The organism is Fluctibacter halophilus, from assembly GCF_020687825.1.
Taxonomy (GTDB): Bacteria; Pseudomonadota; Gammaproteobacteria; order Enterobacterales; family Alteromonadaceae; genus Fluctibacter; species Fluctibacter halophilus.
In genome coordinates this window covers 79324-102838 of the sequence record NZ_JAJEWP010000004.1, presented here as the reverse complement: position 1 = coordinate 102838, position 23515 = coordinate 79324, and the positions used below count along the sequence as shown (strand labels likewise).

The following is a 23515-nucleotide window of genomic DNA, read 5'->3' as shown; positions in this document are numbered from 1 at the left end:
AGAGTTTTGACACAGTTAAAACCGTTTCTCAATAACCAGCCGGTTAAAAAAGGTCGGCAGCACCGTCCGCAGTGCTACCGACCCCAGGGACTTAGAACTTCACCCGAGCGCCGAGGATCCAGCGTGCTTCATACACGTTCTGGAACGCCTTCTGGTCGGAGAACTCCAGGTAGGTTTGCTGATACTCTTCCAACACGTTGGCACCATGAATGTACACACTGACATCTTCATTGATGTTGTATGTGGCACTGATGTCTAACTGCGAGTAATCATCCTGATACAAGGACTGTCCGCCAACGGCTGCACTGCCTTGGGTGATCAGACGTGGGCTACGGCTGTTCCAGGCAATCCGCGTGGAGAAGTTATCGTCTTCATACCACAGTACAAGGTTGTAGGTGTCTTTGGACATACCGACGAACGGCAAGTCGTTGCCAAACACGTCTTTACGGTTTTGTTTGCTGTCTGTATAGGTGTAGTTCACATCAACACCCATGTTGGACAGGAATGAATCACTTTCCAACAGGTCGGCAAATGCGATTTTTGCACCCACTTCAAGACCACGAACACTACCACCTTCACCTTGTACATTGGTGGAGAACGGCCATGGACCACGGCGAATGCCGTCATCATCCGGCTCATCAATCATCACCGTTCCGCTTTCGATAAAGCTTTCGATGTCAATGTCATACAAGGCAGCGAAGAACATCGACGCTTCACCCTGATACCATTCGGCGGAGAAGCTCATGTTCTCTGAGCGCCAGGGGTTCAGTTGCGGGTTACCGCTCAACGTACCGTTAACAACCCGCAGGCAGTCACAGTCGCCATTGATGGCTTTACCGACGGTCTTACCGCCACCCCAGTTGGCCAGAGCCAGCGCCTGCATATTCTTCGAGTATGATGCACGCAAAATCACGTCTTCGTTGACCGAATAGGCCAGGTTCAATGATGGCAGGTAATCGGTGTAACTGCGCTCGGTGACCACGTCGCCGGTATCCGGCCCCAGGCCACTGTGCGGCAGGTTGGAGCCGACCAGGTTTTGCTTAACATAAAGGTCGGTTTCAACCACTTTCATACCGATGTTACCGCGCAGGTTTTCGGTTTCGAAGTTGGCCTGAATGAAGTAACTCAGTTCATCCAGTTTCACGTCGTAGCTGGCACCGGCGTTTTCAATTCGCTGAACGTTGCCGAACGTATCCAGGTGGAACTGACGAGGGTCGCGGAAATTGTTCGGGTCGATAGCCCACATGCCGGGCACGCCTTGTACCGGACCAAAGTCGGTCTGCCAGTAAACATCAGTGTACTGATCCAGACGGGTGGGTCCCAACAGGGTGTACGGCACCCAGGTACCGGCAGCAATGGTATTGCCGTCATGCACCACGTCCTCGGTCAGGTATTCACCCGCAGCAGGGTTGCCTTCACACGTGCTGGTTGTGTGATATTGGTCAACCGCTTTCCACTGTGCAATGTCACAACCGTCACCAAACTCGGAGGTATAGGTAAACTGGTCATGATCGACAATCCGTTCCATCTGGCGAACACCGAAGTCGACACTGGTAAACACATCGCCTTCGAGTTTGTAGTTCCACTTGGTACTGAAGGTATTCACTTCGCCTTCGTCATCGGTATTGCCTTCTGATGAGAATGCACCAATGTGGTAAGAATTGATGTCAGCCATGTATGCGGCGACAGACTGCGGGCCAGCACCACCGTTGACGATTTGATCAAAGCCGCCGAACACCGGGTGTTCACCGGAAGCGTCATAGGTGAGGATGAAGTCAGGGTCGGCAATACCGCCAGGGGAAAACTGGGCGAAACAGCCGCCGCCGTCTCCGACAATGTCTTCGCCATTGGTACAGTTTGCACCTTGGGTGAACTGACCTGGGCCGGTCACCAGAGAGCCGCTGTCAATGCTGAGCAAGTCGCCTTCGCCGTAACCGTGACGCATCTTAGCGGTAGCGCGGGCACGGGTCATGCGAACCTGACCTGACAAGGCACCCCCATCGTCATAGTTCAGCTCGAGGTTGTAGTTTTCTGACGTTTCATAGTTGTTGTTGACCTGGGTAAAGGTCTGCAGACGCCAGGGCTTGAGGTTGAACGCGTTGACGCCACCCCACTCATTGCCGTCAGCATCCACAAAGGAATCGCCTGTCCAGCCGTTTGCAGTGGGATAAGCATAGTCGTTGAACGTGTACCAACGGTTGTTCTGTGACAAGCCACTGCGGTTGTTGAAGCGGTCCTGATCAGTGTAGAAAGCATCAAAGGTCAATTCAAAGCCTGAGCCTAGATCCGCCTGTGCGGTGAGCTGAAATGCATTACGCTTACGCTCTTCCTGCTTGTTAAAGGCAGCAAAACCTTGCGGTACCACATGACGAACGTCTTCACCGCGAGGGTTGGCGCCCCAGGTGTGGTTGTTGTTTGCCGCACCAATACCGCCGTTTTCGGAGGTATCAAAGTAACCGTTGTAATCGGTGGCCAGGTTAACTTCGGTGTTAACGGCGGTGAAAAGCACGCCAAATTTACCGTCGTTATAGGCAATCAGGCCATTCAGACTGGGATCTTCTTCCTGACTGATAGAGCCGTGGGAGATTTCAGCACCACCAGAGAACGTCCAGCCGTCTTCCATGTCGAAAGGACGACGGGTACGCAGGTCAATCGCGCCTGAGATCCCCGCGGCACTGTTTTTGGCTTCGGCAGATTTATACACGTCTACGCCGGAGAACAATTGAGAGGGAAGGTCACTAAAGTCCGCACCTGACGAATCAATGGTAGTGGCGCTTAAGAACACTTCGCCATTGAGTGTGGTGTCAACCTGAGGTAAACCGCGGATTTGTACAGGGCCACCTTCACCGGCGACGCGCTGGATCTGAACGCCGGTGATCCGTTGCAAGGAATCAGAAATGGTGATGTCCGGCAGCTTACCAATATCTTCAGCCGCGATGGCATCGACAATGGAGCCGGCAAACCGTTTAGTGTTGATCGCCGCTTTGGTTGAAGCCCGGATCCCTTTGATCTGAATCACTTCAAGCGCCTGGGCGTCATCCTGCGGCGGCTGTTCCTGTGCGATGGCATTCATCCCGGCGAAGGCTGCGCTGGCAGCAATCGCCAAATGAACGGCACGCGTTACCTTGTTTAGTTTTCTCATGTTGCCCTCTTATTGTTGTCGTGTGTATGACAGCGTTGTCATTAATCCATAATAAAAAAATGACAAACCATGTGTGTGCGTCCACAATTTTGACAGCGTTGTCATTGCGCTTAAAACTACATCAAAATTTTCAAAGTGGCAACTGCCCGGTAACAAAAAAATTACATTCCTGTGTCGGGTTGGTTGCTGAAACCTTTTAAAACAAGGCGTTAAGGGCGAGATATAAATTTGCTCACGGGCGGAATATATCGACTGCGATCCTCGACGACGAGTAATTATATTACCTGCAGGGAGGGTGGCAACGGGTTGGGGCCTGACGTTGGGATTTGTTCATAGAATAGGCAGTCAAACACAAAACACTTGCACACCTCGAACTGATCGCTATAATGCCTGCCACTTGCCCCCAAGGGCAGGAAAAAAAATGAATAACAGTGCCAGAGTGGTGAAATTGGTAGACACGACGGATTCAAAATCCGTTGCCTTCACGGGCGTGGCGGTTCAAGTCCGCCCTCTGGTACCATCTTCTCGTTGAGAAGATAATTAAAGCCGACGAAAGTCGGTTTTTTTGTGCGTATCGTCCTGATACTTACCCCTCCGGGGCCAGCTAAAGCTGTTCAAATTTTTTCCGCAAAAAATTTGTGTGTCTGGTGTTCAGAGCCGGACTTAAACCGACGCTTCGCGTGCGGTTGTGAACCATCTCCTTCATGATAGCCGCGCTAACGTGATGTTTTGATGTCAGCGAAAACACGTCCCTGATGATCTGCCCCCAGTCTCGACATCCTGTCTCGCCGTAATTCGCTTAACGAATGACGTTAGGTCATTCGATGCCTGACGGCACGCGAATTACCCTCTGGTACCATCTTCTCGTTGAGAAGATAATTAAAGCCGACGAAAGTCGGTTTTTTTGTGCGTATCGTCCTGATACTTACCCCTCCGGGGCCAGCTAAAGCTGTTCAAATTTTTTCCGCAAAAAATTTGTGTATCTGGCGTTTGGGGCGGACTTAAACCGACGCTTCGCGTGCGGTTGTGAACCATCTCCTTCATGATAGCCGCGCTAACGTGATGTTTTGATGTCAGCGAAAACACGTCCCTGATGATCTGCCCCCAGTCTCGACATCCTGTCTCGCCGTAATTCGCTTAACGAATGACGTTAGGTCATTCGATGCCTGACGGCACGCGAATTACCCTCTGCTACCATCTTCTCGTTGAGAAGATAATTAAAGCCGACGAAAGTCGGTTTTTTTGTGCGTATCGTCCTGATACTTCCCCTCCGGGGCCAGCTAAAGCTGTTCAAATTTTTTCCGCAAAAAATTTGTGTATCTGGCGCTTGGGGCGGACTTAAACCGACGCTTCGCGTGGGGTTCTCAATTGAGTCAGTTACCCCGCATTTACTAATCAGTTTGGTTTTTAACTCACCATGTCTAAAGCCGTAATTTGCCTAGCTCTGTTTTTAGGTTCATTTAGCGACAATTAGATTCAGAACAATGTTCACTTTTTTAATTTATTTTTTAACGAATGGGCAAAACGATAGGCCATTTTTCTTGACGTGGTAATGTTGGGAACCAAGTGCATCAAATTGGTAGATTAGTAGTTTGTCAGGTCGTTGCCACTTCAGGGGAACGTTAGTAAGAATTACTTATCATAATTACAAATCTTCTGGTATGCAGAGACTTCAAATCTATTCCGACCTTTTTTCTTGGCCAAATACATGGCCTGGTCTGCGTGCTCGAACATAGTATCACCACTTGTTGCATCGAAAGGGTAGACACTAATACCGATACTCAGACTGATCACTAAAGCTCTGGTACCTAATTGATGTGGCATATTAAAGGCTTTCAGGATGTTTCTAGCGACCTGTTCACAGTCACTAAAACCAGCGACTTCAGTTAACAGAATTGCAAATTCATCACCGCCATGACGGCTGACAGTGTCGCTGGTGCGAACACACTCTACCAAGCGTTTGGACACAGATTTTAGTAGTTGATCGCCGACTTCATGTCCTAGTGAGTCGTTGACTAATTTAAAGTGGTCTAAATCAACAAACAGCAGACCCACAAGTGAACTGTGTCGGTTGGCTAAACTGATGGCAAAGTTTAAGCGTTCGGACAACAATGCGCGATTAGGGAGATCAGTTAGCCAATCGTAGTTTGCTTGGTGGTACATTTTTACATAATCACTGTTAACCTTGTGTAAAACAACCACAGCGCCATCGTTATTACCCGACTTATCATGTATTTGGGAGACTGAGTTTATGGTATGAGCGTTATCGCTATTTGGATGAATGAGTTGCAAATCTATTTGACTTAATAAAGTACGATTGCCAGCGATAAGTTGTTCAATTTGGTTGGTGTGGACTTGATCCTCTGAACTCAAACCTATCTGAAGTATGGCAGAGAGCGGCATTCCGAGTGCTTTGTTGTACTGCAACCCCGTAAGTTGCTCAGCAGCACTATTTAGATAGGTTACCTGACCGAGTTTATTGCAATTGAAGACTGCATCATCCATTGCGCCCAAAGCCCTTTTTTCCTGGTTTTCGGTATTTGAAGTTTTTTCTGCGGTGGCCGCTTGGGACGGCCAACGCCGCAGGTATTCTGACAACTGGAAAAGTACAGTGGACAGGCACTTCTTGCGAGAATTGTGCTTGCTGGATAATAAAAGCAGCATGGTTTTTGGAGGCAGCATGTTTAATGCGTCAACGTTTAGGCAGTTTAAGTTTTGGGCTATTGTCACTATAACGAGTAATTTTATGTTTCGGTTACGAGACAATGGCAATACTTCCATAGGTGTACGAACCCTAACCAGACGAACACCGGGAATTGCTAGCCCAATGTTATGGCAAAGATAATTGGCCATTGCCTTTTCCTGAATCACCACCACTACATCAATATCTTGTTTCATCTTGTTTGCTCCTATCTATGTTACTGGCCTTTGATGACATTGGTTGGAGGTGTATCGTTCAGAGGCATTTTTCAGACTATGGATTTTTGCCTAGCAAGCTATGTAACTGGTCAAGCAATGAAGTGTGTTCATATTCCAGATACCTTGTTCTGGAGCGGGTATCGGATAGTTCTATTTTATGCTCAGCCATCCACAACAAATGTTCAAACTGCTGCATAGGCCTACTCGAATTCAAACTAGCCATACTGGATTTTCGATTATTACCTTTCAGTGCATTTAATCGTTGTGTTGCTTCAATTAAGCCAGTATTCAATGGCGATGAATAAGAGCAGGCAGCATATAAAAAGATTGTCAGCATTATTAACATCCAGCGGGTTGAAACTAATGTCACTCCGAACTCATGCGAGAATGGTAAATGTGTTCTCATGGTAATCCAGATGCATTGGATTTTTGAGCTAGCACCAGTGCATCAACACGAAATCGCAGTGCTTTATTCAAAAGCTTTGCTTGCTTTAAGTGCGACCTGCAGGTCATTGACAGTGCTGTCAGAAGCGTTGATTGTTCGGTCAATGTAGGGGGCTTATTTCTAGAGACGATTATTATCTGGTCAAGCCACTGATGCGCTTGTAGCGCATTTTGACCGGACACTTGTTGACTTGCACAACCACTGGTAAACAACAAGGTGACTGTAACCGCTAATTTGACTAGCAGTACTTTGGACCAAGTTTTTTGGCGTGTTGCTACCGATAGATTGGCGTTCATCACAGTCTCCTGCGCTATTCAGTCTTGAAGCCCTAATTGTTTGTACTTGCTTTGTAGTTACTACAAATGATTGGGAACGTTACCAAGCTAAAACATTCGATGTGCAGGGTCTGGCAAACCAATTAGGAATCAATAACGTTACAGACACAGTATTGATTGCTACGTCGCTGTAGTCTGTTCGATAGCGAACATTTTATGAAAATCTGGCGTAGTTGCCCTTCTCGCAGTTGTTGGCTCTCGAACAGCTAGGCGTTCACTTTTAAGAGCACCATATTGATTTTTTTACTCTGGCCTTAATACTCACGAGAAGTAGCTAACACTATTTTGCTATCGCACAGATAGGGGGGCTGATCTGTCTTTAATCTGTCCGCCTTATTGCCCTAGAAAAATTCTTGAGGAGGGAGCGTGATAGAGCAAATACAAAGGGATAATGACCATAAAAACAATAACCATGAATCGAAAAGGATAATTCCAGACCCTGCAACTAGTATTCATCTTTACTGGCCTAAAGCGTTGGGCAAGTGGCAAAACAGCGACAAAAAACAGTACCTGCAAAGGGGGGGCCGTGCTACTAATTTGAAGCCGTCTTAGAACACATCAGTTGGCTCATTTAGTGATGTCCGTCAAGGCGGTTCATCAATCAGGATGGGAGTACTGGGTAAATTAAGTGGTTAAGTAGATATTAGTTCGTAGGCCTGTCTTAACAGGCAGCCATATTCTGTGGAATAGCCGAGGATTACACAACAATCATTTGTTAGTCAGGACAAATCGGCGTTTTTAAGTGGTCCATGCCCGGTTTCAAGCTCTAACTAGTTTTACAGCTTTGCATGCACCAATGGCCTAGTTACAGTTCTCCCTCTAAACCTTTACTGGATGCTTGACTTGCTCTTCTGCTCGATTTTTGAGTCATTGTCTGGTTTGGAATGATCAACATTGTAATAGCTGAGTATTTCCGTCACCCAGACTGCGTCATCCATGTTCGGCCAGCTGTTTGCGTCAAAGCACGGGGCCCGCTCCAATCTTTCCTCTGGCATAGGTAAAACGAAGCATTTTCTCTCTCTGTCTAATGTTAATGCTTGCCATGGCACGGCCAATAGCTTCTCGCCAATTCCACAAAATCCGCCTTTTGCAATAATGACAAAAGATACCTCACCTATTGGCACCCTTAGCATCAAACTGTGTAGCTTGCCTAGCTTCTGTTCCTTATGGTTGTAGACGTCGTTGTGACATAAAGTGTCAGCACTTAAATAGCACAGATTTTCTTTTGAAATATCTGGTTGGGAAGGCACTGGTGTTACTTCTTGGGCAAGTACGTTCATTTGTTTGGCTCCAGTATTTGGGGGCTTGATAACGAATGGTCAACACATAGCAATACGCTAAAAGGTCAATTTTCCGGTCCGTGCAAAAGGCGCACTGATAAAAACAATGTGCCATCGAAAGGTCAGGTTCTCTGTTCGCTATCACACTTATGCCTGACTGTTTTTGTAAATAATTATCAGCATGCAATGTTGATTTAATTTGTATTGGTCAAGTGTGTGGCAGCGAACGGAAGGATGCTATCAGAGCTGATAAGCTCTTATTTCAACTGGTGGCAATCGCGCTCTCAGTGAAATAGCAGAGGTGTTTATGCAAAATCCTAATAAAGATGTAAAACCTGACCAAGAAAAGAAACTTGCACCAGGGAGCGAGCAACAAAAGCAAGAGTCCCAGCAAGAAAAAAAGCAAGAGCAAAAGAAATAGCCCTATAGGTTATTGCTCATGTGACATTAGTTGCATTGGTGGGGTCAATTCATATCCCTTGTTGATTCTATAATGTACTTGATTCACATTTGCTTTACCCCGGGGTGCCCTGGGGGTTTTTTTTAAGGTGTTAGGTGGACTCTTCCTTTAAACACAGTGGTGAATAGCGATCAGTCACTAAAGTTGAAATATGCCAGCTAGCCTGCGTCTGCCCACTATTCCTGTCGAACCAGAAACTGCCATTTTCAATCATCTCAACATCCGTGATGTAACGTACAGAAGGCCACTGTTTAATCGGTTAATTTGTTGCTTTCCTAAAAAGAACAAGAGCCCCCTTGTTAGTCATCATCTTTTTCAATTGTCGGAGACTTAAGTGTCCTCACTACCAACCCTAACGGTGACAAACGACCTAATAAATTGCCTGTCGAATACGCAACGTAGATGGTTGTTGAGGCATTCCACGCCAGTGGAACTCAAATTTGGACAGGTGCTCTACGCGACGGATGAACCCATAGAAGATGTCTTTTTCCCACTAACTGGATTTATTTCGGTGTTAGTGGAGGTTTCAGGTGGACGGTCGGTAGAAATGGGCTTGATCGGCAGTGAGGGAATGCTGGGAGCCACGCTGGCATTGGGCAAACGGAATGCGCCAATGCTGTCAATAGTTCAAGGGGCAGGAAAGGCCTTACGGATGGATGCACGCGTATTTCGCGAGCGCTTGCAAGCCAGTTTGCCGTTACGGAATGTGATACATAGTTATCTTTATATTTTAATACTACAACTGTCACTGACGGGGGCTTGTAATTGTTCGCATGAAGTGCCGCAACGATTGGCTCGCTGGTTGTTAATGACGCAGGACAGGGCTCACGCCAGTCAGTTTTATCTAACCCATCAGTATCTGGCCAGGATGCTAGGCGTGCGCCGCAGTGCGGTAACTATTGCAGCAGGGGCATTTCAGCGGGCGGGATTAATCAGCTATAGCCGCGGGCAAATAAACGTACTCTCCAGATCGGGTCTTAAACAGGCTTCATGTCAATGTTATGCGGCGGCGTTTAAATTCCACAAGAAAAACCTCAAAACTGAGGCTGATGGTTAACGGCATCAATGATTCAATGTAAAAAAAATTGCTGGTATTGAACAACAAAGGTCAGGATTATGTCTGATAGACGAACATCCAATCCAGTCCGCTTTTCAATTGCGCTGGTACAGAGCCATCAGGCGGTGCATCACGTTACTTCATGCTTTACACCACTAATATAAAACTGGTTAACCTTATCGTCCCAGTATATGTCATTCATATCTGGCCACTTATAGTGTCTATCAACAACTCCTTTGATGTGCTCAGTTTCTGGTTTCAATTGCGCATTTAACTACTGGTTAAGACGGTTGAAGGCTGAGTAGTATAAGCAGTATTACTCGCAGTAACATGAACTTTGTTTTCGGTGGCTCGTAGTGCCAGAAATGTCTTCAGAACACTCGGTTGCAGGTTAACAAACAGATTCACGCTAGTTGGATGCGCATTGAATGTCTTTTCTAGCGGGGGAAGCTCAACCGCCGCTTGTGAATTAATCACGGTGGATTGGCAAAGCGTATATGGATAAGTTGGGATCCTGTAAGTTGCCTTGTATAGATTTGCAGCTGAAGAGCGTTACCTTCCCACTTATGTTTGCTATCGAACATACACAAGCCAATAATCAGGTTACGCTGGCAAACTTATCTTCACTAACAGAGGCTCGCCGTCAAGGTGAGTGACTAAAGATGGAAACATGCAAGATTCAGCCACTTTTAAACGAATCAACGGTTGGCAGAATCACATCTGTTGCACCGCTGATTAATCCTTATTGGCCTAAAGCTATTGTCGACAATGACAACGAATTTTTGCATTGCAGATTATTGTCTTTCTACAAAATTCCTTTTCTCGACAGGCGCTGTGCTTGGCAACAATACGGGTCAAACAATTATCAGAATCCGGTCAATCAGCACTGGCCAAAAGCACTTGTTCCCTGCCGCTCAGATAACAGCAAAGCGGGAGTAAGTGTTGTAATCGATCAGATTTTATCGTGAGTGGAAATCCAGGTAAGGAGTAACCGAATGGCTAATATAGGCACCATATGAGCCAACCAACTGACAATAGATTGCTTAACGCATTACCGGAAGAGAGCAAAAGAAGGTTGTTTCCGCAACTCAAATTAGTCGAGTTGCCGCTTGGCAGGGTTATCTATGATGCGGGGCAGAGTGTTTCGGCCGTGTACTTTCCAACCGATAGTATTGTATCGCTGCTGTCTACGATGGCTGATGGGTCATCTGCAGAAATATCCGTAGTGGGTAATGAAGGAGTGGTCGGCATTGCAGTGTTTATGGGCGGTGAAAGTACCCCGAATTGCGCCGTCGTTCAAAGCGCCGGATTTGCCTTCCAGTTACCTGCTGCGGCATTACGCAACGAATTTAACAACAATCAGGGGATTCGAATGTTGTTGCTACGCTACACGCAGGCGCTGATTGCACAGATGGCACAAACCGCTGTGTGTAACCGGCATCATTCCATCGATCAGCAACTTTGTCGCTGGCTGCTATTATCACTTGATCGTTTATCCAGCAACAATCTGACCATGACTCAGGAGTTGATTGCCAACATGCTGGGTGTCAGGCGCGAAGGGGTGACGGAAGCAGCAGGCAAGCTGCAAAAGCTTGGTGTGATCAAATACCGACGCGGTCATATTACGGTGATCAACAGGGAAAAATTAGAAGCGCTTTGCTGTGAATGTTACGCCGTAGTGAAGAGTGAAACGGACCGGCTGGACTCCTATTGACCCAGTCAGGCTTTATCGCCTTACCATCCGGATATTGTGCTGACTATCCGGCCACAATTGCTATTGGTAGCCATGTTGCCAATAACGGGCAAATAATCAGAGGCAACCATTATGTCAACAGACAATGACAATGATCCGCCAAGAAATCCATGGAAAGGTAAAGCGTCTCCGGCGGATTTAGATCAGCTTACCAAGCAATTTTCCGAACGAATCAAAACACTTTTACCCGGTGGTAGTCCTCCGGCGTTTTTTGTTCTTTTGTTTATCTTCGTGATTGGCGCGATGGCGTGGAGTTCAATTTATACCGTACCCAGCGATTCGGTGGCTGTGGTGCAACGTTTTGGCAAGTATGTCGGTGATGTGCCGCCAGGCCTGCATTTCCGCTTCCCGTTTGGGATTGATACCACTCAAGTTGTTCCTGTCAAACGCCAACTCAAACAGGAGTTCGGATTCACAACTCCCAATGCTAATGACCCGATGCAAAGCCCCCGTGTCAATGATGCGCAGCGTGAAACACAAATGGTGACCGGCGATCTGAATGCGGCACTGGTTGAATGGGTGGTGCAGTACCGTATATCCGATCCCGTCAAATTTCTGTTCGAAGTCAGACGGCCCAGTGAGACACTGCGCTATGTTTCCGAATCGGTCATGCGAGAAGTGGTGGGTGACCGTACAGTGGATGAAGTCATCACTATTGGTCGTCAGGAAATTGAATCCGAAGCGTTGATAAAAATGCAGGCTACATCAAGTAAGTATGCCATGGGCATCAGTATTGATCAGGTGCAGTTAAAAAACATTAACCCACCCCAACCGGTGCAGGAATCCTTTAACGAAGTCAACCAGGCTCAGCAGGAAAAAGAAAAACTCATCAACGAAGCGCGGCGTGACTATAACAAGGTTATTCCATTAGCCGAAGGCGAAAAAGACCAACGCATTCGTGAAGCCGACGGATACCGCCTCAAACGGATCAACGAAGCCAAAGGTAATACTGCTCGATTCAATGCCTTGTATGTAGAGTACCTAAAATCGCCGGAGGTAACACGTAAGCGTATTTATCTTGAAACTATGCAAGAGGTGATGCCAAAGCTCTCGAGCAAAATCATTCTGGATTCTGATTCGCAGAGTATATTGCCGTTACTGAACCTAAACAGCAAAGAGCAGGCCAATCATGAGTAAACTTAAACGTATGTCCTTTGTCATTGTGGTGCTAATGGCCGCTGCTGCACTGGTACTGAACAGCGCTTTATACACGGTAGGTGAGGTGGAGCAGGTTATCGTAACTCAATTTGGCAAACCCATAGGCGAGCCAATTGTTGATGCGGGTTTACAGATTAAAATGCCTTTTATTCAGCAGGTTAATCCCATCGAAAAAAGAGTATTGGAGTGGGACGGTAGTCCGTCAGATATGCCTACCAAAGACAAGCTGTATATCTCTGTAGATTTGTTCGCCCGCTGGCGAATTACCGATCCCCTACAATATTTTTTACGTTTGCGAGATGAGCGAAGTGCACAATCCAGATTGGATGACATTCTCGGTAGTGAAACCCGAAATGCAGTTGCCAAACATGAATTGATAGAAATCATTCGCACAACCAAGGACAGGTCTCCTCAGCGCGACGAATTGCTTACAGGGGCTGAAACTACGTCGGATATGGGGGTGCTGGTGCCCATCCATAAAGGGCGCAAAATTGTTGAGCTGGAAATTTTTAAATCAGCGGCAGAAAAGGTCAAAGTGTTTGGTATTGAACTACTTGATATTCGTTTCAAACGGATTAACTACAATGCCAGCGTGCGGCCCAAAATTTACGACCGAATGGTCAGTGAGAGGCGTCAGATAGCCGAACGCTTTATATCTGAAGGCAACGGCGAAGCGGCGCGAATTCGTGGTAACAGGGTACGTGATCTGAACAAAATTCAGTCAGAAGCCTACCGGCAGGTTGAGGAGATTCGTGGTGAGGCAGATGCCATCGCCGCACAAATATACGCGAGCGCCTATAATCAAAGTGTCGAAGCAGCAGAATTTTACCAGTTTACCCGGACCATGGCGGCTTATTCTTTTGTGGTCGGTAACGACACAACCTTGATATTGTCAACTGACAGTGAACTGTTTAAATACCTGACAGAACCGACATTTGAGAAAAAATAGGGATTAATTAACAGGCAGAGGTACAACATCTGTACTTCACCCCCAACCAGAGTGAATAGCTATCATGAACAGAGGCAGGAGCACTTAAAAATACCTCAAAAAAACTGCTGTTCTGAAGCCCAAAGAAAAGCGAGCGGCAAAAAAGCAAAAGAAATTAAACGACTCTGGAGCGGAATCGCGGGTTCCACCACCCTGACCAAAAAGTATTGAAGTTAAACATCAATGATTTTCCCATCACGATCTGGATCGCGAGGAGTGACAGAATGACTAAAGAAGATAAGCACCTGATGAAAACCTTAGGCATTACCAGAACCATTGAATTTAGCTATCATTTTCAAGGTCACTATTATCAGAAGCTTCAAGATGTTATTGACTATGCTAGCAAAGAGAAGCAAAGGCAGTCAGCTATGATTCAGGAGAGCAATCCTGATGAGGATAAAGAAACTCACTAATTGGCTAGTTGCCGAAAGCAGGGGACATGCGGCGCAATTACCACAATCACCAGTAGACTGGTTGACTCACCCTCTTGGCAGATTTTTTAAAATTGAAGCTGCCGCCGGATTGGTGCTGTTGTTTTTCACATTGCTAGCACTTTGTCTGGCTAATTCCCCATTGGCTTCTGACTTTGCGCAGCTGTGGCGTATTTCTATTGGAATCAATATAGGCGATATGAGCTTTAAACGCTCGTTGCATGCCTGGATAAACGATGCGGTGATGACCCTGTTCTTCTTCCTGATAGCATTGGAATTAAAGCGGGAATTAGTACTGGGAGAATTGCGCAAGCCGCGTTTGGCCTTGTTGTCTGTTTCTGCTGCAGCAGGTGGAATGTTGGTGCCCGCTGGAATTTACATATTGTTCCAATTTGGTGAATCGGGGCAGCATGGTTGGGGAACTGTTATGGCAACGGATACGGCCTTTGTGATTGGCTGTTTGGCGTTACTGGGTCAGCGTATACCCAAGAGTCTACGGGTTTTTATGTTGTCATTGGCTATCGTCGATGATCTGGGCGCCATCATTGTGGTGGCATTAGGTTACGGTAAGCAGTTGGATGCATTTTACATTGTGGCGGCCTTGTCAGGCTTGGCAGTGATAAAAGCCATGTCAATGATGGGCATTCGCAGTATTGCCCTGTTTTTTATTGCGGGCGGCGCAATTTGGTTGTTGGTTGATGCTTCAGGCCTACATCCTACTGTTACTGGTGTGGTTCTGGGACTAATGACACCTACCACAAAATGGGTCAGCGATGACCGTTTGCATTCGATAATGGACTCTGTGGTGGCCTACCCTTTAGGTGATCATTGGACAGGGAACAGTATTGACCAAAAAGTGCTGAAAACCGCAGAGGCCGCGGCTCGTGAAGTTCTCTCTCCGGTTGAACGGTTAGAACTGATGCTACATCCTTGGGTTGGCTTTGTTGTCATGCCGTTGTTTGCCTTTGCAAATGCCGGCATTCCCCTTTTCATTAACGACTCCTCCTCGGCAATTGCACTAGCAGTTTTCATTGGCTTTGTGGTAGGTAAGCCCGCTGGAATATTTTTGTTTAGTTGGTTTGCGGTGAAACTTAAGTTAGCGCTATTGCCTGCAGATTTACCTTGGTTGATGATTGCTGGAGCCGGCATGCTTGCGGGGATAGGTTTTACCATGGCCATGTTCATTGCCAATCTTGCCTATAGTGCTGAACATCTCAATGGGGCCAAACTCGGCATACTATCTGCTTCCGTCTTTTGCGCATTGGTCGGTATTATTGTCTTGGTTTTCGCTACCGACAAAGCAAAACATAAGTAGAGTTAGTTTCACATAACGAAGGGCTAGCACGATGAAATACGGTAAAGTAGTCCGGTAGACCAATAAAAAATTTATGAACAGCATTTTGGCAAACTCTATGCTTAATAAACGCTTCACTCGCATATATAGTCGATTGTAGCGATGAATACTTTGATCGTATCAACCAATAAACGGCCTTTTTAAAGAGAGGCTTTTTATACAAAAGTACGATTTTGTCTCTACAAGAATTTTAATCTCTAAATTTCGCATAGAACATGCAAAGTGTCTTTTATGACCTGTAACATATTGATTTTATTTGCCTAAAATAGACGCGGATTATTCACAATCCGTTGTCTTCACGGGTGTGGCGGTTCTTTTTTGGGGTGGTCACTCTGAATAAACAAACCACGATCGCTTTCTCTGGCGCCATCCCAGTAACGCCCCCAGTCGGTCCATCCATGGACCGCCGCTTCGCGTGCGGTGGTTAACCATCTCCTTCATGATAGCCGCGCTAACGTGATGTTTTGATGTCAGCGTAAACACATCCCTGATGATCTGCCAACCGGTCTAACCTCGCAGTACTTACACACCCATATCTGTTGATAAACGCTGCAAGTAGTGGTTTTCACACAAATTGCTTTTCCGTGTCTTCAATATCAGCGAAGATAACCCTCTCGAGTACACGTGAGTGCCATCTATGCATGGCGAAATCATCAGGAAGACTAACATGCCTAAGGCAAGTGAAATTAAAAAGAACAACACCATCGTTTTTAACGGCAAAACCTGCATCGTGCGGGATATCGAACGCTCAGTGCCCCAGGGGCGCGCCGGCGGCAGTATTTATCGTATGCGCATGTACGATGTGGTCAGCGGTGCCAAGTTTGATGAAACCTTCAAAGACTCCGATATGCTGGACATGGCTGACCTGGTGCGTCGTCCTGCAATGTTTTCCTACATGGACGGCGACGACTACGTGTTTCTGGATAAAGAAGACTATTCGCCCTATCACCTGAATAAAGAGGTGATTGCGGATGAGGCAATGTTCTTCAATGAAGACACCGATGGTATTCAGGTGTTGATTGTCAGTGATCAGCCTGTCGCCTTGGACTTGCCCACCAGTGTTGAATTGGAAGTGGTAGAAACCGATCCGTCCATTAAAGGCGCGTCTGCCACGTCTCGCACCAAACCGGCTACTTTGTCGACCGGACTGGTCGTGCAGGTACCCGAATACATTTCGACCGGTGAACGGATTAAAATCAATACCGAGGAACGCAAGTTTCAAAGCCGGGCTGACAAGTAACCGCTAATTCCTGCAACACGAATGCTATTCGTGACCTGAATCCGGCGGTTTAATAGCGCTGCCGATTCAGGTCGTTTTCCCTACTTACCCCCTTTCAACAACATCTGACCTCGCTTCTGAACTTAGCTCGCACTATTGCATTGCTGCGCCGATGCTTTGTAACCCCGTGCTTCAGGTGATGTGCCGCTTAGTCAACTATACTGTAAGCCCCCTATGGGTCGTTCTGGGTCGGCGGTAAAGGTATTGAGATTTATACACCGTATCTGTACGGATATTCAGCGAAACAGTGCCCTCAGGTAGACTCAAACGGACTCAGATGTAGATGAATTGGACAAAACCATGAAAAAGATATTGGCTATTTCGTTGCTTTCCGGTGCTGTGTTGACAGGTTGCGGTGGCAGTGACAGCACGACTGACGTACCTTCTCCCACTGTACCCGATGCAAAAGCAAACCTTGATGTGATCATTAGCGGCCTGCCGCAGGGCATGTCGGGTGAAGTTTCCATTACTGGCCCGGATGGTTACTCTGAGACATTGACGTCGTCGCAAACACTGTCCGATCTCTCCCCGGGCAGCTATACGCTCAGCGTAGCGAACATTGCCGTTGATGGTGTTACGTTTGATGTATTACCGGAGACCCAGACCGTTTCGTTATCGGCAAATGACAGTGATCAAATCGCCTTGGTGTATCAGGCGCCGGTGACGAGTACTGGCAGTATCAGCAATTTTGGCAGCGTTTATGTTAACGGCATTCGTTTTAAAACCAATGACGCAGTGATTGAAACCGACCTAGACCAAGGGTCCACTGAAGATGATCTGAAAGTCGGTATGGTGGTGACCATTCAAGGCCGTTCGTCTGCAGATGGTGATGACGCCCAGGCGTTGTCGGTTGAATACCACGTCAATGCCCAGGGACCTGTCGATGCTGTCTCACTTACGGACAGTTCGTTTTCATTGCTCGGACAAGTGTTCCTGGTTGATGAACTGACGTTGTTTGAAGGTGTCACCTTCGATGCATTGGCCGTGGGAGATGTGGTTGAGGTCAGTGCCATTGAAACCGAAGCGGGCGAGTTGGTGGCCAGCCGTGTTGAGTTGGAAGATTCGTCAGTCACCGAGTTGAAGGTTCGTGGAGAATTGCAAAATCTCGATGAGGTTGCGCAAACCTTCACCGTCAATCAGCTCACTGTTGATTACAGCGCTGCGACGGTCAATGGCACGCTGGTGGAAGGTGAAGAAGTACGTATACATGCCTCAGCCGCGCCGGTGGACGATGTATTAGTGGCGGACAGCGTGTACGTTCAGGAAGATGACGACGCTGACGACGCCGGTCAGGTGGCATTGGACGGTGTGATCACCGAGCTGCTGGAGAACATGCAGTTTATGGTTGCCGGTCAAACGGTTGCATGGTCACAAGACACGGCATTTTTTGGTGGCGATGAGCAGGACATCGTTGTCGGCATGCGCATCAAAGCGTTTGGTACGGTCGTTGACGATGTTCTGACGGCCCGCAAGATACGTATCGACAAACCGGGTGTGATTAAACTGGAAGGCCCCATCAGTGCAGTGGATAGTGACGCCTCGACCCTGACCGTGTTGGGTACCGTGTTCACCGTCGATTCTCACAGCCGTTTGATGGACAAATCATCGCAGGGCGTCCGTCGCATGACCCTTGATGATTTGGCCATTGGTGATGTTGTGGATGTGAAAGCTTTCCAGGACGGTGATGCACTCGTCACCCGACAATTGAAACGAACGGAAGCGGCGGGTGAAGATGACGATGGTTTGATTGAACTGGAAGGTCAGGTCACTGAGATTGCAGCCCCTAATTTCCAGGTTCAGGGTGTGACGGTGGAAACATCGGCGCTGACCGAGTTTGAGCTTGATGATGCAGAGGTAGACGCTGATACCTTCTTTGCAACGATCGTCAGTGGCGATGTCATCGAAGTCAAAGGCCAGCTTCAGGAAAGCGGTAATGTGCTCGCTCTGGAAGTGGAACGTGGATCGGATGACGATGAAGTTGCGGCCCAAGTAAAACTAAAAGGTCAGGTAGCCAGCGTTACCAGTGAGACCGAGTTTGTGTTGAACGGCCGCTCGGTGTTCATCAATGACAGTACACGTTTCGAAGACGGTAGCATCGACGATCTGGTGGCAGATGCTTACGTTGAAGTGAAAGGTCTGGAAGATCAGGACGGCAGTATTGTTGCGTCCAAGATTGAGTTTGAGCGTGAAGATGATAATGAAGAAGTCGAAGTCAAAGGCGTGATTGAAACCTTTGTCTCGGTAACTGAGTTTACTGTCAATGGTGTCAGTGTCACCACGAACGACAGCACGGCCTACAAAGACGGCGCAGTGTCAGACCTGGCGCAAGGCGTAAGCGTTGAAGTTGAAGGTTATGTCAGCGAGGCTGGCGTATTGTTGGCAGAAAAAATCGACTTCGAGAATGAGGCCGAGGAGATGGAGTTAACCGGCGTTATCAACGGTTTTGAGTCCGCACAGGCATTCTTTGTTGGTGATCAGGCCGTGACCACAACCGGGCAAACAAAATACCGCAATGGCAACCAACTGCGACTGGCCAACGAAGAGCAAGTCACCGTTGAGGGCTATCTGGAAGGGGATGTGTTAATCGCCAAGAAGATCGAGTTCTCCGAACGGGAAGAGGTTGAACTGGAGGGTGAAATCACGCAGGTCACCAGCGATAGTCAGTTTGTGGTGGATGGCACCGTTGTGTTCATCGACGAACTGACGGTGTTTAAGAAAGGCGGTCTGGAAGATATTGCGGTCGGCGTTGGGGTTGAAGTCAAAGGCTATCCGAAAGATGGCGGCGTTTTGGCTGAAGTCGTTAAGCTTGAAAAGCAAGACAAGGATGACGACTAGGCGCAGGGCGAATGTGACATAAAAGGGTGGCATCATTGCCACCCTTTTTCGTTGGGGTGCCGCGGACTGGACCGGTCGGTTGCAGGAAAGGGGAGGTGACGTGTAACCCGTAACCATCGTAAGATAGACCCAACAAGATTCATTTCTGGACGGAACCGATTGGACGACATGCAACTTGATTTGAGCAGTGGAATACTGCTAATCGGCATCGTACAGGGCTTATTTCTGGCACTGTCTTTGGTGCTGCATAAACCCGCCCCTCTGGTTGCCAATCGTTTTTTGGCAGCGTTAATGCTCTCCTTTGCCATCGCGTTACTGGTGCACTTTCTGCAGGTCACAGAGTTGTGGCGCGTGTGGTTGAAAACCTATTTGTTGGGGAGTGCGGTGGTGTTCGTGTTTGGGCCGTTACTGTATTTGTATACCCGCCAGCTGACACAGCCGAGCCGTCGGTTCACGCTATCGCTGTTGCTTCACTTTGTACCGGTGTGCCTTAACTGGGCACTGTTTATTCCGCTGCTTTTCGCACCCCCGGAAAGTGTCATTAACGGTATTGTTGCAGGTCAGTCTGCTGACCAGGGGCTAAGTGTGTTACCGCTGCTAAAAGCAACTTCGGTAGTACTTTATACCCTCTGGTCACTGAAGCTGTGGTTTGAACACGCTCATCGTATTCGGCAAACTTTTTCAGCGCTGGAGCAAAAAAGTCTGTCTTGGTTACGCAACTTGTTGCTTGGCTTTCTCAGCTTTGAAACGGTGTTCGTGGTAGTGATGTTGGCTGATGTGGATCTCTCGATGATCCCCGCAGGCATTGATTCTGTGTTATCGCTGGTGCTGGTGGTGTTGATTTTCATGACCGGCTTTTATGGCCTTCAGCAACCTGAGATTTTCCGTCATGTAAACGATGCCCCTGTACCGGAAATGCCTGAAGCATCAGAGGCCGGCAAACAGAAAGTGTCCAACCTCAACACACAGGTTAAGGCTCATATCGATGCTGAGCTGGACCGGGTTGTTCGTACCGACAATTTGTACACCGAACGCTTCCTGGATTTACGTACCTTGGCGCAGCACGTGAAGGTGACTCCCCACCAATTGTCCGAATACCTGAACGATGTACTTAAGGTCAACTTTTACGACTACATCAATGGGCTACGGATTGACGAAGCGAAACGTCAGTTGGTCGCGTCTGATACGCCGATTTTAGATGTTGGGCTGGCAGTCGGCTTCAATAACAAAGCGACATTCAACAAAGCGTTTAAAAAACACACTGCCATGACGCCAAGTCAATATCGCAAGGAAAATCAATAGCATAGGATTTGTGAAAAGGTAATGTCGAGTTAACATAGGCCGATCATTACCTTTTCTGGGTCAGTTTCGACCCAGATGGACGACCTCCCTTTTCTGGCCACTTATGCTGGTACCACAATACCGTTTACAACTGAAATGTGGTACCCAATGAATCGAAATCGTCACTTTATACATTACGCAAAAACCCGTCCCGGCCAATTGGCAAGTTTGGCTGAAATCCTCGCGGTCTTTTTTGTTGGCAGCATGCTGTCATCAGTGTTGTTTCAACTCGCTGGCATTCAGGGTCATCCGCTGATGGCACTCACCGGCGAGGCACCGGATCTGTTTGCCATCAGTCGTGATTTATTTGACATTCTGATGTTACAAAATGCCGGCTGGTGGGTCCTTATCCTATTATTTGGCTGGGCGTTCAGACGGTCCTTTGTGGCGGATATGGGCGGTTCTTTGCGGGGACATTCTCTGCTCTGGCTGGTGGGGCTCGGCTGTGTCGGCTGGGCGCTGGGCGACTTACCCAACAAAGTACTTTGGGTGTTGGACGCCGAGTTTGATCTGGGCACCAGCGTACCGTGGCGGGAAGCACTGATCCACGGTGAAAAAACAGCCGGATGGTGGACGTTGATGGCGGTGGGTAGCTTTGGCCTTATCCCGGTTGTTGAAGAAATCTTCTGGCGGGGTTTTGTGCAAGCCAGATTGCAGCACAGCTTTCCGCCTGCCGTGGCAATCATCGGTGCTGCCGCCATGTTTACTCTGAGTCATGCCCAATACCATCAGCTTGATGGCTACCACGTTGCCACCATACTGGCGCTTTTCTTTAATGCCTGTGTGATTGGCTGGTTATTCTATCGCTCTGGCTCTCTGGTACCGGTGATTGTGATGCACGCGCTGTTAAACTTTCCGACGGATGGTGCGATGACCTACGTCGTGATTGCGGTGATGAGTGTGATTGTGTGTTGGCAATGGACAGCGATAAAACGCCAGGGCAAGGAGGCAGCAGCGCTATTGAAGGGAAATGTGTACACAGCGACTGCCATCACAACCGTGTTGTTACTTGCGTTGAGCATGATGGCCCTGAGTCAGGCACCAGGCGCCATCATGTACATCGGGGCGATAGCATTGGGCCTGTTGATACTGTTGTGGGGGCACTACCAGTGGCGTGTACTGCCGGCCTTACGTATACAGCAGGAAAGCGTCTGATGTAATGTTGTGCCCCGGCAACCCGGGGCACCGTTATTTTTTCACCTTCACTTCGTACAAATCGTGGCGCCGATCTTTCAGGTTCTGCACCGTGCCCTCGCTGTGCAGTAACTTCAGCTTGTCCATGTCCAAGTCGGAAAACAAGAGCATTTCGGTATTGGCGGTAGCTTCTGACAGGATGGCATCGTGGGAAAACGGGTAGTCGGAAGGCGTCAGCACCGCAGATTGGCTGTACTGAACATCCAGGCTGTCGACTTTGGGCAAATTTCCGACACTGCCTGCGATAACCACATAGCACTCATTCTCGATGGCCCGGGCCTGGGCACACAACCGGACGCGCAGGTAACTGTTCTTGGTATCCGTCCAGAACGGCACGAACAGAATTTCCAGGCCCTGTTCCGCCATCAGTCTCGACAGCTCAGGAAATTCCACGTCATAACAAATGAGGATGCCCACTTTACCGGCATCGGTATCGAACACGGAAACTTTGTCACCGCCCTGAATGACCCAGTCGTATTTTTCATGGGGGGTGATGTGCACCTTGCGTTGTTCATCGACTTTGCCACTGCGATGGCACAGGTATGACACGTTGTAGATAATGCCATCCTCATTCAGCGGCATGGAGCCGGTGATAATATTGGCATTGTACTCGATGGCCAGACGGGTCATCTCTTCGCGGAACTGCTCGGTATAACCGGCCAGAAAGCGGATCGCTTCGGTTTGCGACTGGTGTTCTGCCAGCCCCATCAGTGGCGCGTTGAAAAACTCCGGAAAGACAATAAAGTCACTCTGGTAGTCAGACACGGTGTCGACGAAGTATTCGACCTGCTGCATCATTTCTTCGACCGACTGCATCGGCCGCATCAGCCATTGCACCGCGCCCACCCGCACTGTGGTCTTGCGACTCTCAATCACCGTTTCAGTGGGTTCATACAGAATGTTGTTCCATTCCAGCAGGGTGGCATAGCCCCCTGAGCGGTCATCATCGGGCAGGTACTTTTTCAGTAGCCGGGTGACCTGGAAGTCATTGGCCAACTGGAACGACAGGATAGGATCGTAGATCTCTTTGCGATCCACACTGGAGATGTATTCCGTCGGCGTCATCTGATCGGCATATTTGTAGTATTGAGGGATACGACCGCCGGCCAGTATGGCGCGCAAATTGTACTGGCGGCACAACTCTTTGCGCGCATCGTACAGACGACGCCCCAGTCGCATGCCCCGGTGACTGTGGGCAATCACCACATCGAGGCCGTAGATGCTATCGCCGTCAGCCTGATGTTTGACATTGTCATTGCTGTCGACGATGTCTTCGTAGGTGTGGGGATTGGAAAAACGCTTGTGATCCACCTGCACGCTCAGGGCGATACCGACCAGCTTGCCTTCGTCTACGATGCCGATTTGTCCTTCCGGGAATTCGTCGATCAGATAATCAATGGTGTGCTTGGGCCAGGCACCTCCCAGCTCATTGTAGACCTCATCCATCAAGGCCTTGATTTCCGGGTACTGCGATTTACTCAGGTTACACAACTCAAGACGTGCTTCTTCTACTGACATATCCCTACCGTTTAATCTTCACTGTT

The 23515-nt window shown here is 48.2% G+C and carries 16 protein-coding genes and 1 tRNA gene; 12 read left to right on the top strand and 5 right to left on the bottom strand.

What is annotated here, in order from left to right; genetic code table 11:
• Nucleotides 1–91 precede the first annotated feature (91 nt).
• On the bottom strand, nucleotides 92–3142 hold the full coding sequence (locus LJ739_RS13665) for a TonB-dependent receptor (protein ID WP_229161343.1): 3051 nt from the start codon (nucleotides 3140–3142) through the stop codon (nucleotides 92–94).
• Nucleotides 3143–3575: 433 nt separating this feature from the next.
• Between LJ739_RS13665 and LJ739_RS13660 the strand changes: the two genes are divergently transcribed.
• Nucleotides 3576–3662: transfer RNA gene (locus LJ739_RS13660), tRNA-Leu, on the top strand.
• A 1112-nt stretch (nucleotides 3663–4774) separates the two neighbouring features.
• Here the strand turns inward: LJ739_RS13660 and LJ739_RS13655 are convergent.
• The 3 genes from LJ739_RS13655 to LJ739_RS13645 all read right to left on the bottom strand — a co-directional run bounded on the left by LJ739_RS13655 (nucleotide 4775) and on the right by LJ739_RS13645 (nucleotide 8121).
• On the bottom strand, nucleotides 4775–6040 hold the full coding sequence (locus LJ739_RS13655; RefSeq protein WP_229161342.1) for a GGDEF domain-containing protein: 1266 nt from the start codon (nucleotides 6038–6040) through the stop codon (nucleotides 4775–4777).
• 423 nt (nucleotides 6041–6463) lie between these two features.
• Nucleotides 6464–6802 carry a hypothetical protein gene (locus LJ739_RS13650; protein ID WP_229161341.1) on the bottom strand — a complete coding sequence of 113 codons (339 nt, stop codon included), beginning with the start codon at nucleotides 6800–6802 and terminating at the stop codon, nucleotides 6464–6466.
• Nucleotides 6803–7668: 866 nt separating this feature from the next.
• A complete protein-coding gene (locus LJ739_RS13645; RefSeq protein WP_229161339.1) occupies nucleotides 7669–8121 on the bottom strand; it encodes a PRC-barrel domain-containing protein in 453 nt (150 codons plus the stop codon).
• A gap of 887 nt (nucleotides 8122–9008) precedes the next feature.
• Between LJ739_RS13645 and LJ739_RS13640 the strand changes: the two genes are divergently transcribed.
• From LJ739_RS13640 to LJ739_RS13590, 11 genes are all read left to right on the top strand, one after another.
• The gene (locus tag LJ739_RS13640; protein WP_229161337.1) at nucleotides 9009–9638 is read left to right on the top strand and encodes a Crp/Fnr family transcriptional regulator; all 630 of its coding nucleotides are present in this window, start codon (nucleotides 9009–9011) and stop codon (nucleotides 9636–9638) included.
• A gap of 662 nt (nucleotides 9639–10300) precedes the next feature.
• Nucleotides 10301–10606 (top strand): hypothetical protein, encoded by a 306-nt coding sequence (locus LJ739_RS13635; protein ID WP_229161335.1) that lies wholly within the window; start codon nucleotides 10301–10303, stop codon nucleotides 10604–10606.
• 47 nt (nucleotides 10607–10653) lie between these two features.
• The gene (locus LJ739_RS13630; RefSeq protein WP_229161333.1) at nucleotides 10654–11352 is read left to right on the top strand and encodes a Crp/Fnr family transcriptional regulator; all 699 of its coding nucleotides are present in this window, start codon (nucleotides 10654–10656) and stop codon (nucleotides 11350–11352) included.
• Between the two features lie 111 nt (nucleotides 11353–11463).
• The gene (gene hflK / locus LJ739_RS13625; protein WP_229161331.1) at nucleotides 11464–12528 is read left to right on the top strand and encodes an FtsH protease activity modulator HflK; all 1065 of its coding nucleotides are present in this window, start codon (nucleotides 11464–11466) and stop codon (nucleotides 12526–12528) included.
• A gap of 10 nt (nucleotides 12529–12538) precedes the next feature.
• Entirely contained in the window at nucleotides 12539–13498 is a 960-nt protein-coding gene (gene hflC, locus LJ739_RS13620; RefSeq protein ID WP_229161679.1) for a protease modulator HflC, read from the top strand.
• A 263-nt stretch (nucleotides 13499–13761) separates the two neighbouring features.
• Nucleotides 13762–13950, top strand: coding sequence for a hypothetical protein (locus tag LJ739_RS13615; protein ID WP_229161329.1), 189 nt, complete (start codon nucleotides 13762–13764; stop codon nucleotides 13948–13950).
• A complete protein-coding gene (gene nhaA, locus LJ739_RS13610; protein ID WP_229161327.1) occupies nucleotides 13928–15283 on the top strand; it encodes a Na+/H+ antiporter NhaA in 1356 nt (451 codons plus the stop codon). The genes LJ739_RS13615 and nhaA overlap by 23 nt, the downstream gene beginning before the upstream one ends.
• A 706-nt stretch (nucleotides 15284–15989) precedes the next feature.
• Nucleotides 15990–16562 (top strand): elongation factor P-like protein EfpL, encoded by a 573-nt coding sequence (gene efpL, locus LJ739_RS13605; RefSeq protein WP_229161325.1) that lies wholly within the window; start codon nucleotides 15990–15992, stop codon nucleotides 16560–16562.
• Nucleotides 16563–16901: 339 nt separating this feature from the next.
• Nucleotides 16902–19436: a DUF5666 domain-containing protein gene (locus tag LJ739_RS13600; protein WP_229161323.1), complete on the top strand. Its 2535-nt coding sequence runs from the start codon at nucleotides 16902–16904 to the stop codon at nucleotides 19434–19436.
• 168 nt (nucleotides 19437–19604) lie between these two features.
• Nucleotides 19605–20738, top strand: coding sequence for a helix-turn-helix domain-containing protein (locus LJ739_RS13595; protein ID WP_229161322.1), 1134 nt, complete (start codon nucleotides 19605–19607; stop codon nucleotides 20736–20738).
• Nucleotides 20739–20885: 147 nt separating this feature from the next.
• A complete protein-coding gene (locus tag LJ739_RS13590; RefSeq protein WP_229161320.1) occupies nucleotides 20886–21932 on the top strand; it encodes a CPBP family intramembrane glutamic endopeptidase in 1047 nt (348 codons plus the stop codon).
• Between the two features lie 33 nt (nucleotides 21933–21965).
• On the opposite strand, the gene LJ739_RS13585 is transcribed toward LJ739_RS13590, so the two are convergent.
• The gene (locus LJ739_RS13585; protein WP_229161318.1) at nucleotides 21966–23489 is read right to left on the bottom strand and encodes a bifunctional GNAT family N-acetyltransferase/carbon-nitrogen hydrolase family protein; all 1524 of its coding nucleotides are present in this window, start codon (nucleotides 23487–23489) and stop codon (nucleotides 21966–21968) included.
• Between the last annotated feature and the right edge of the window lie 26 nt (nucleotides 23490–23515).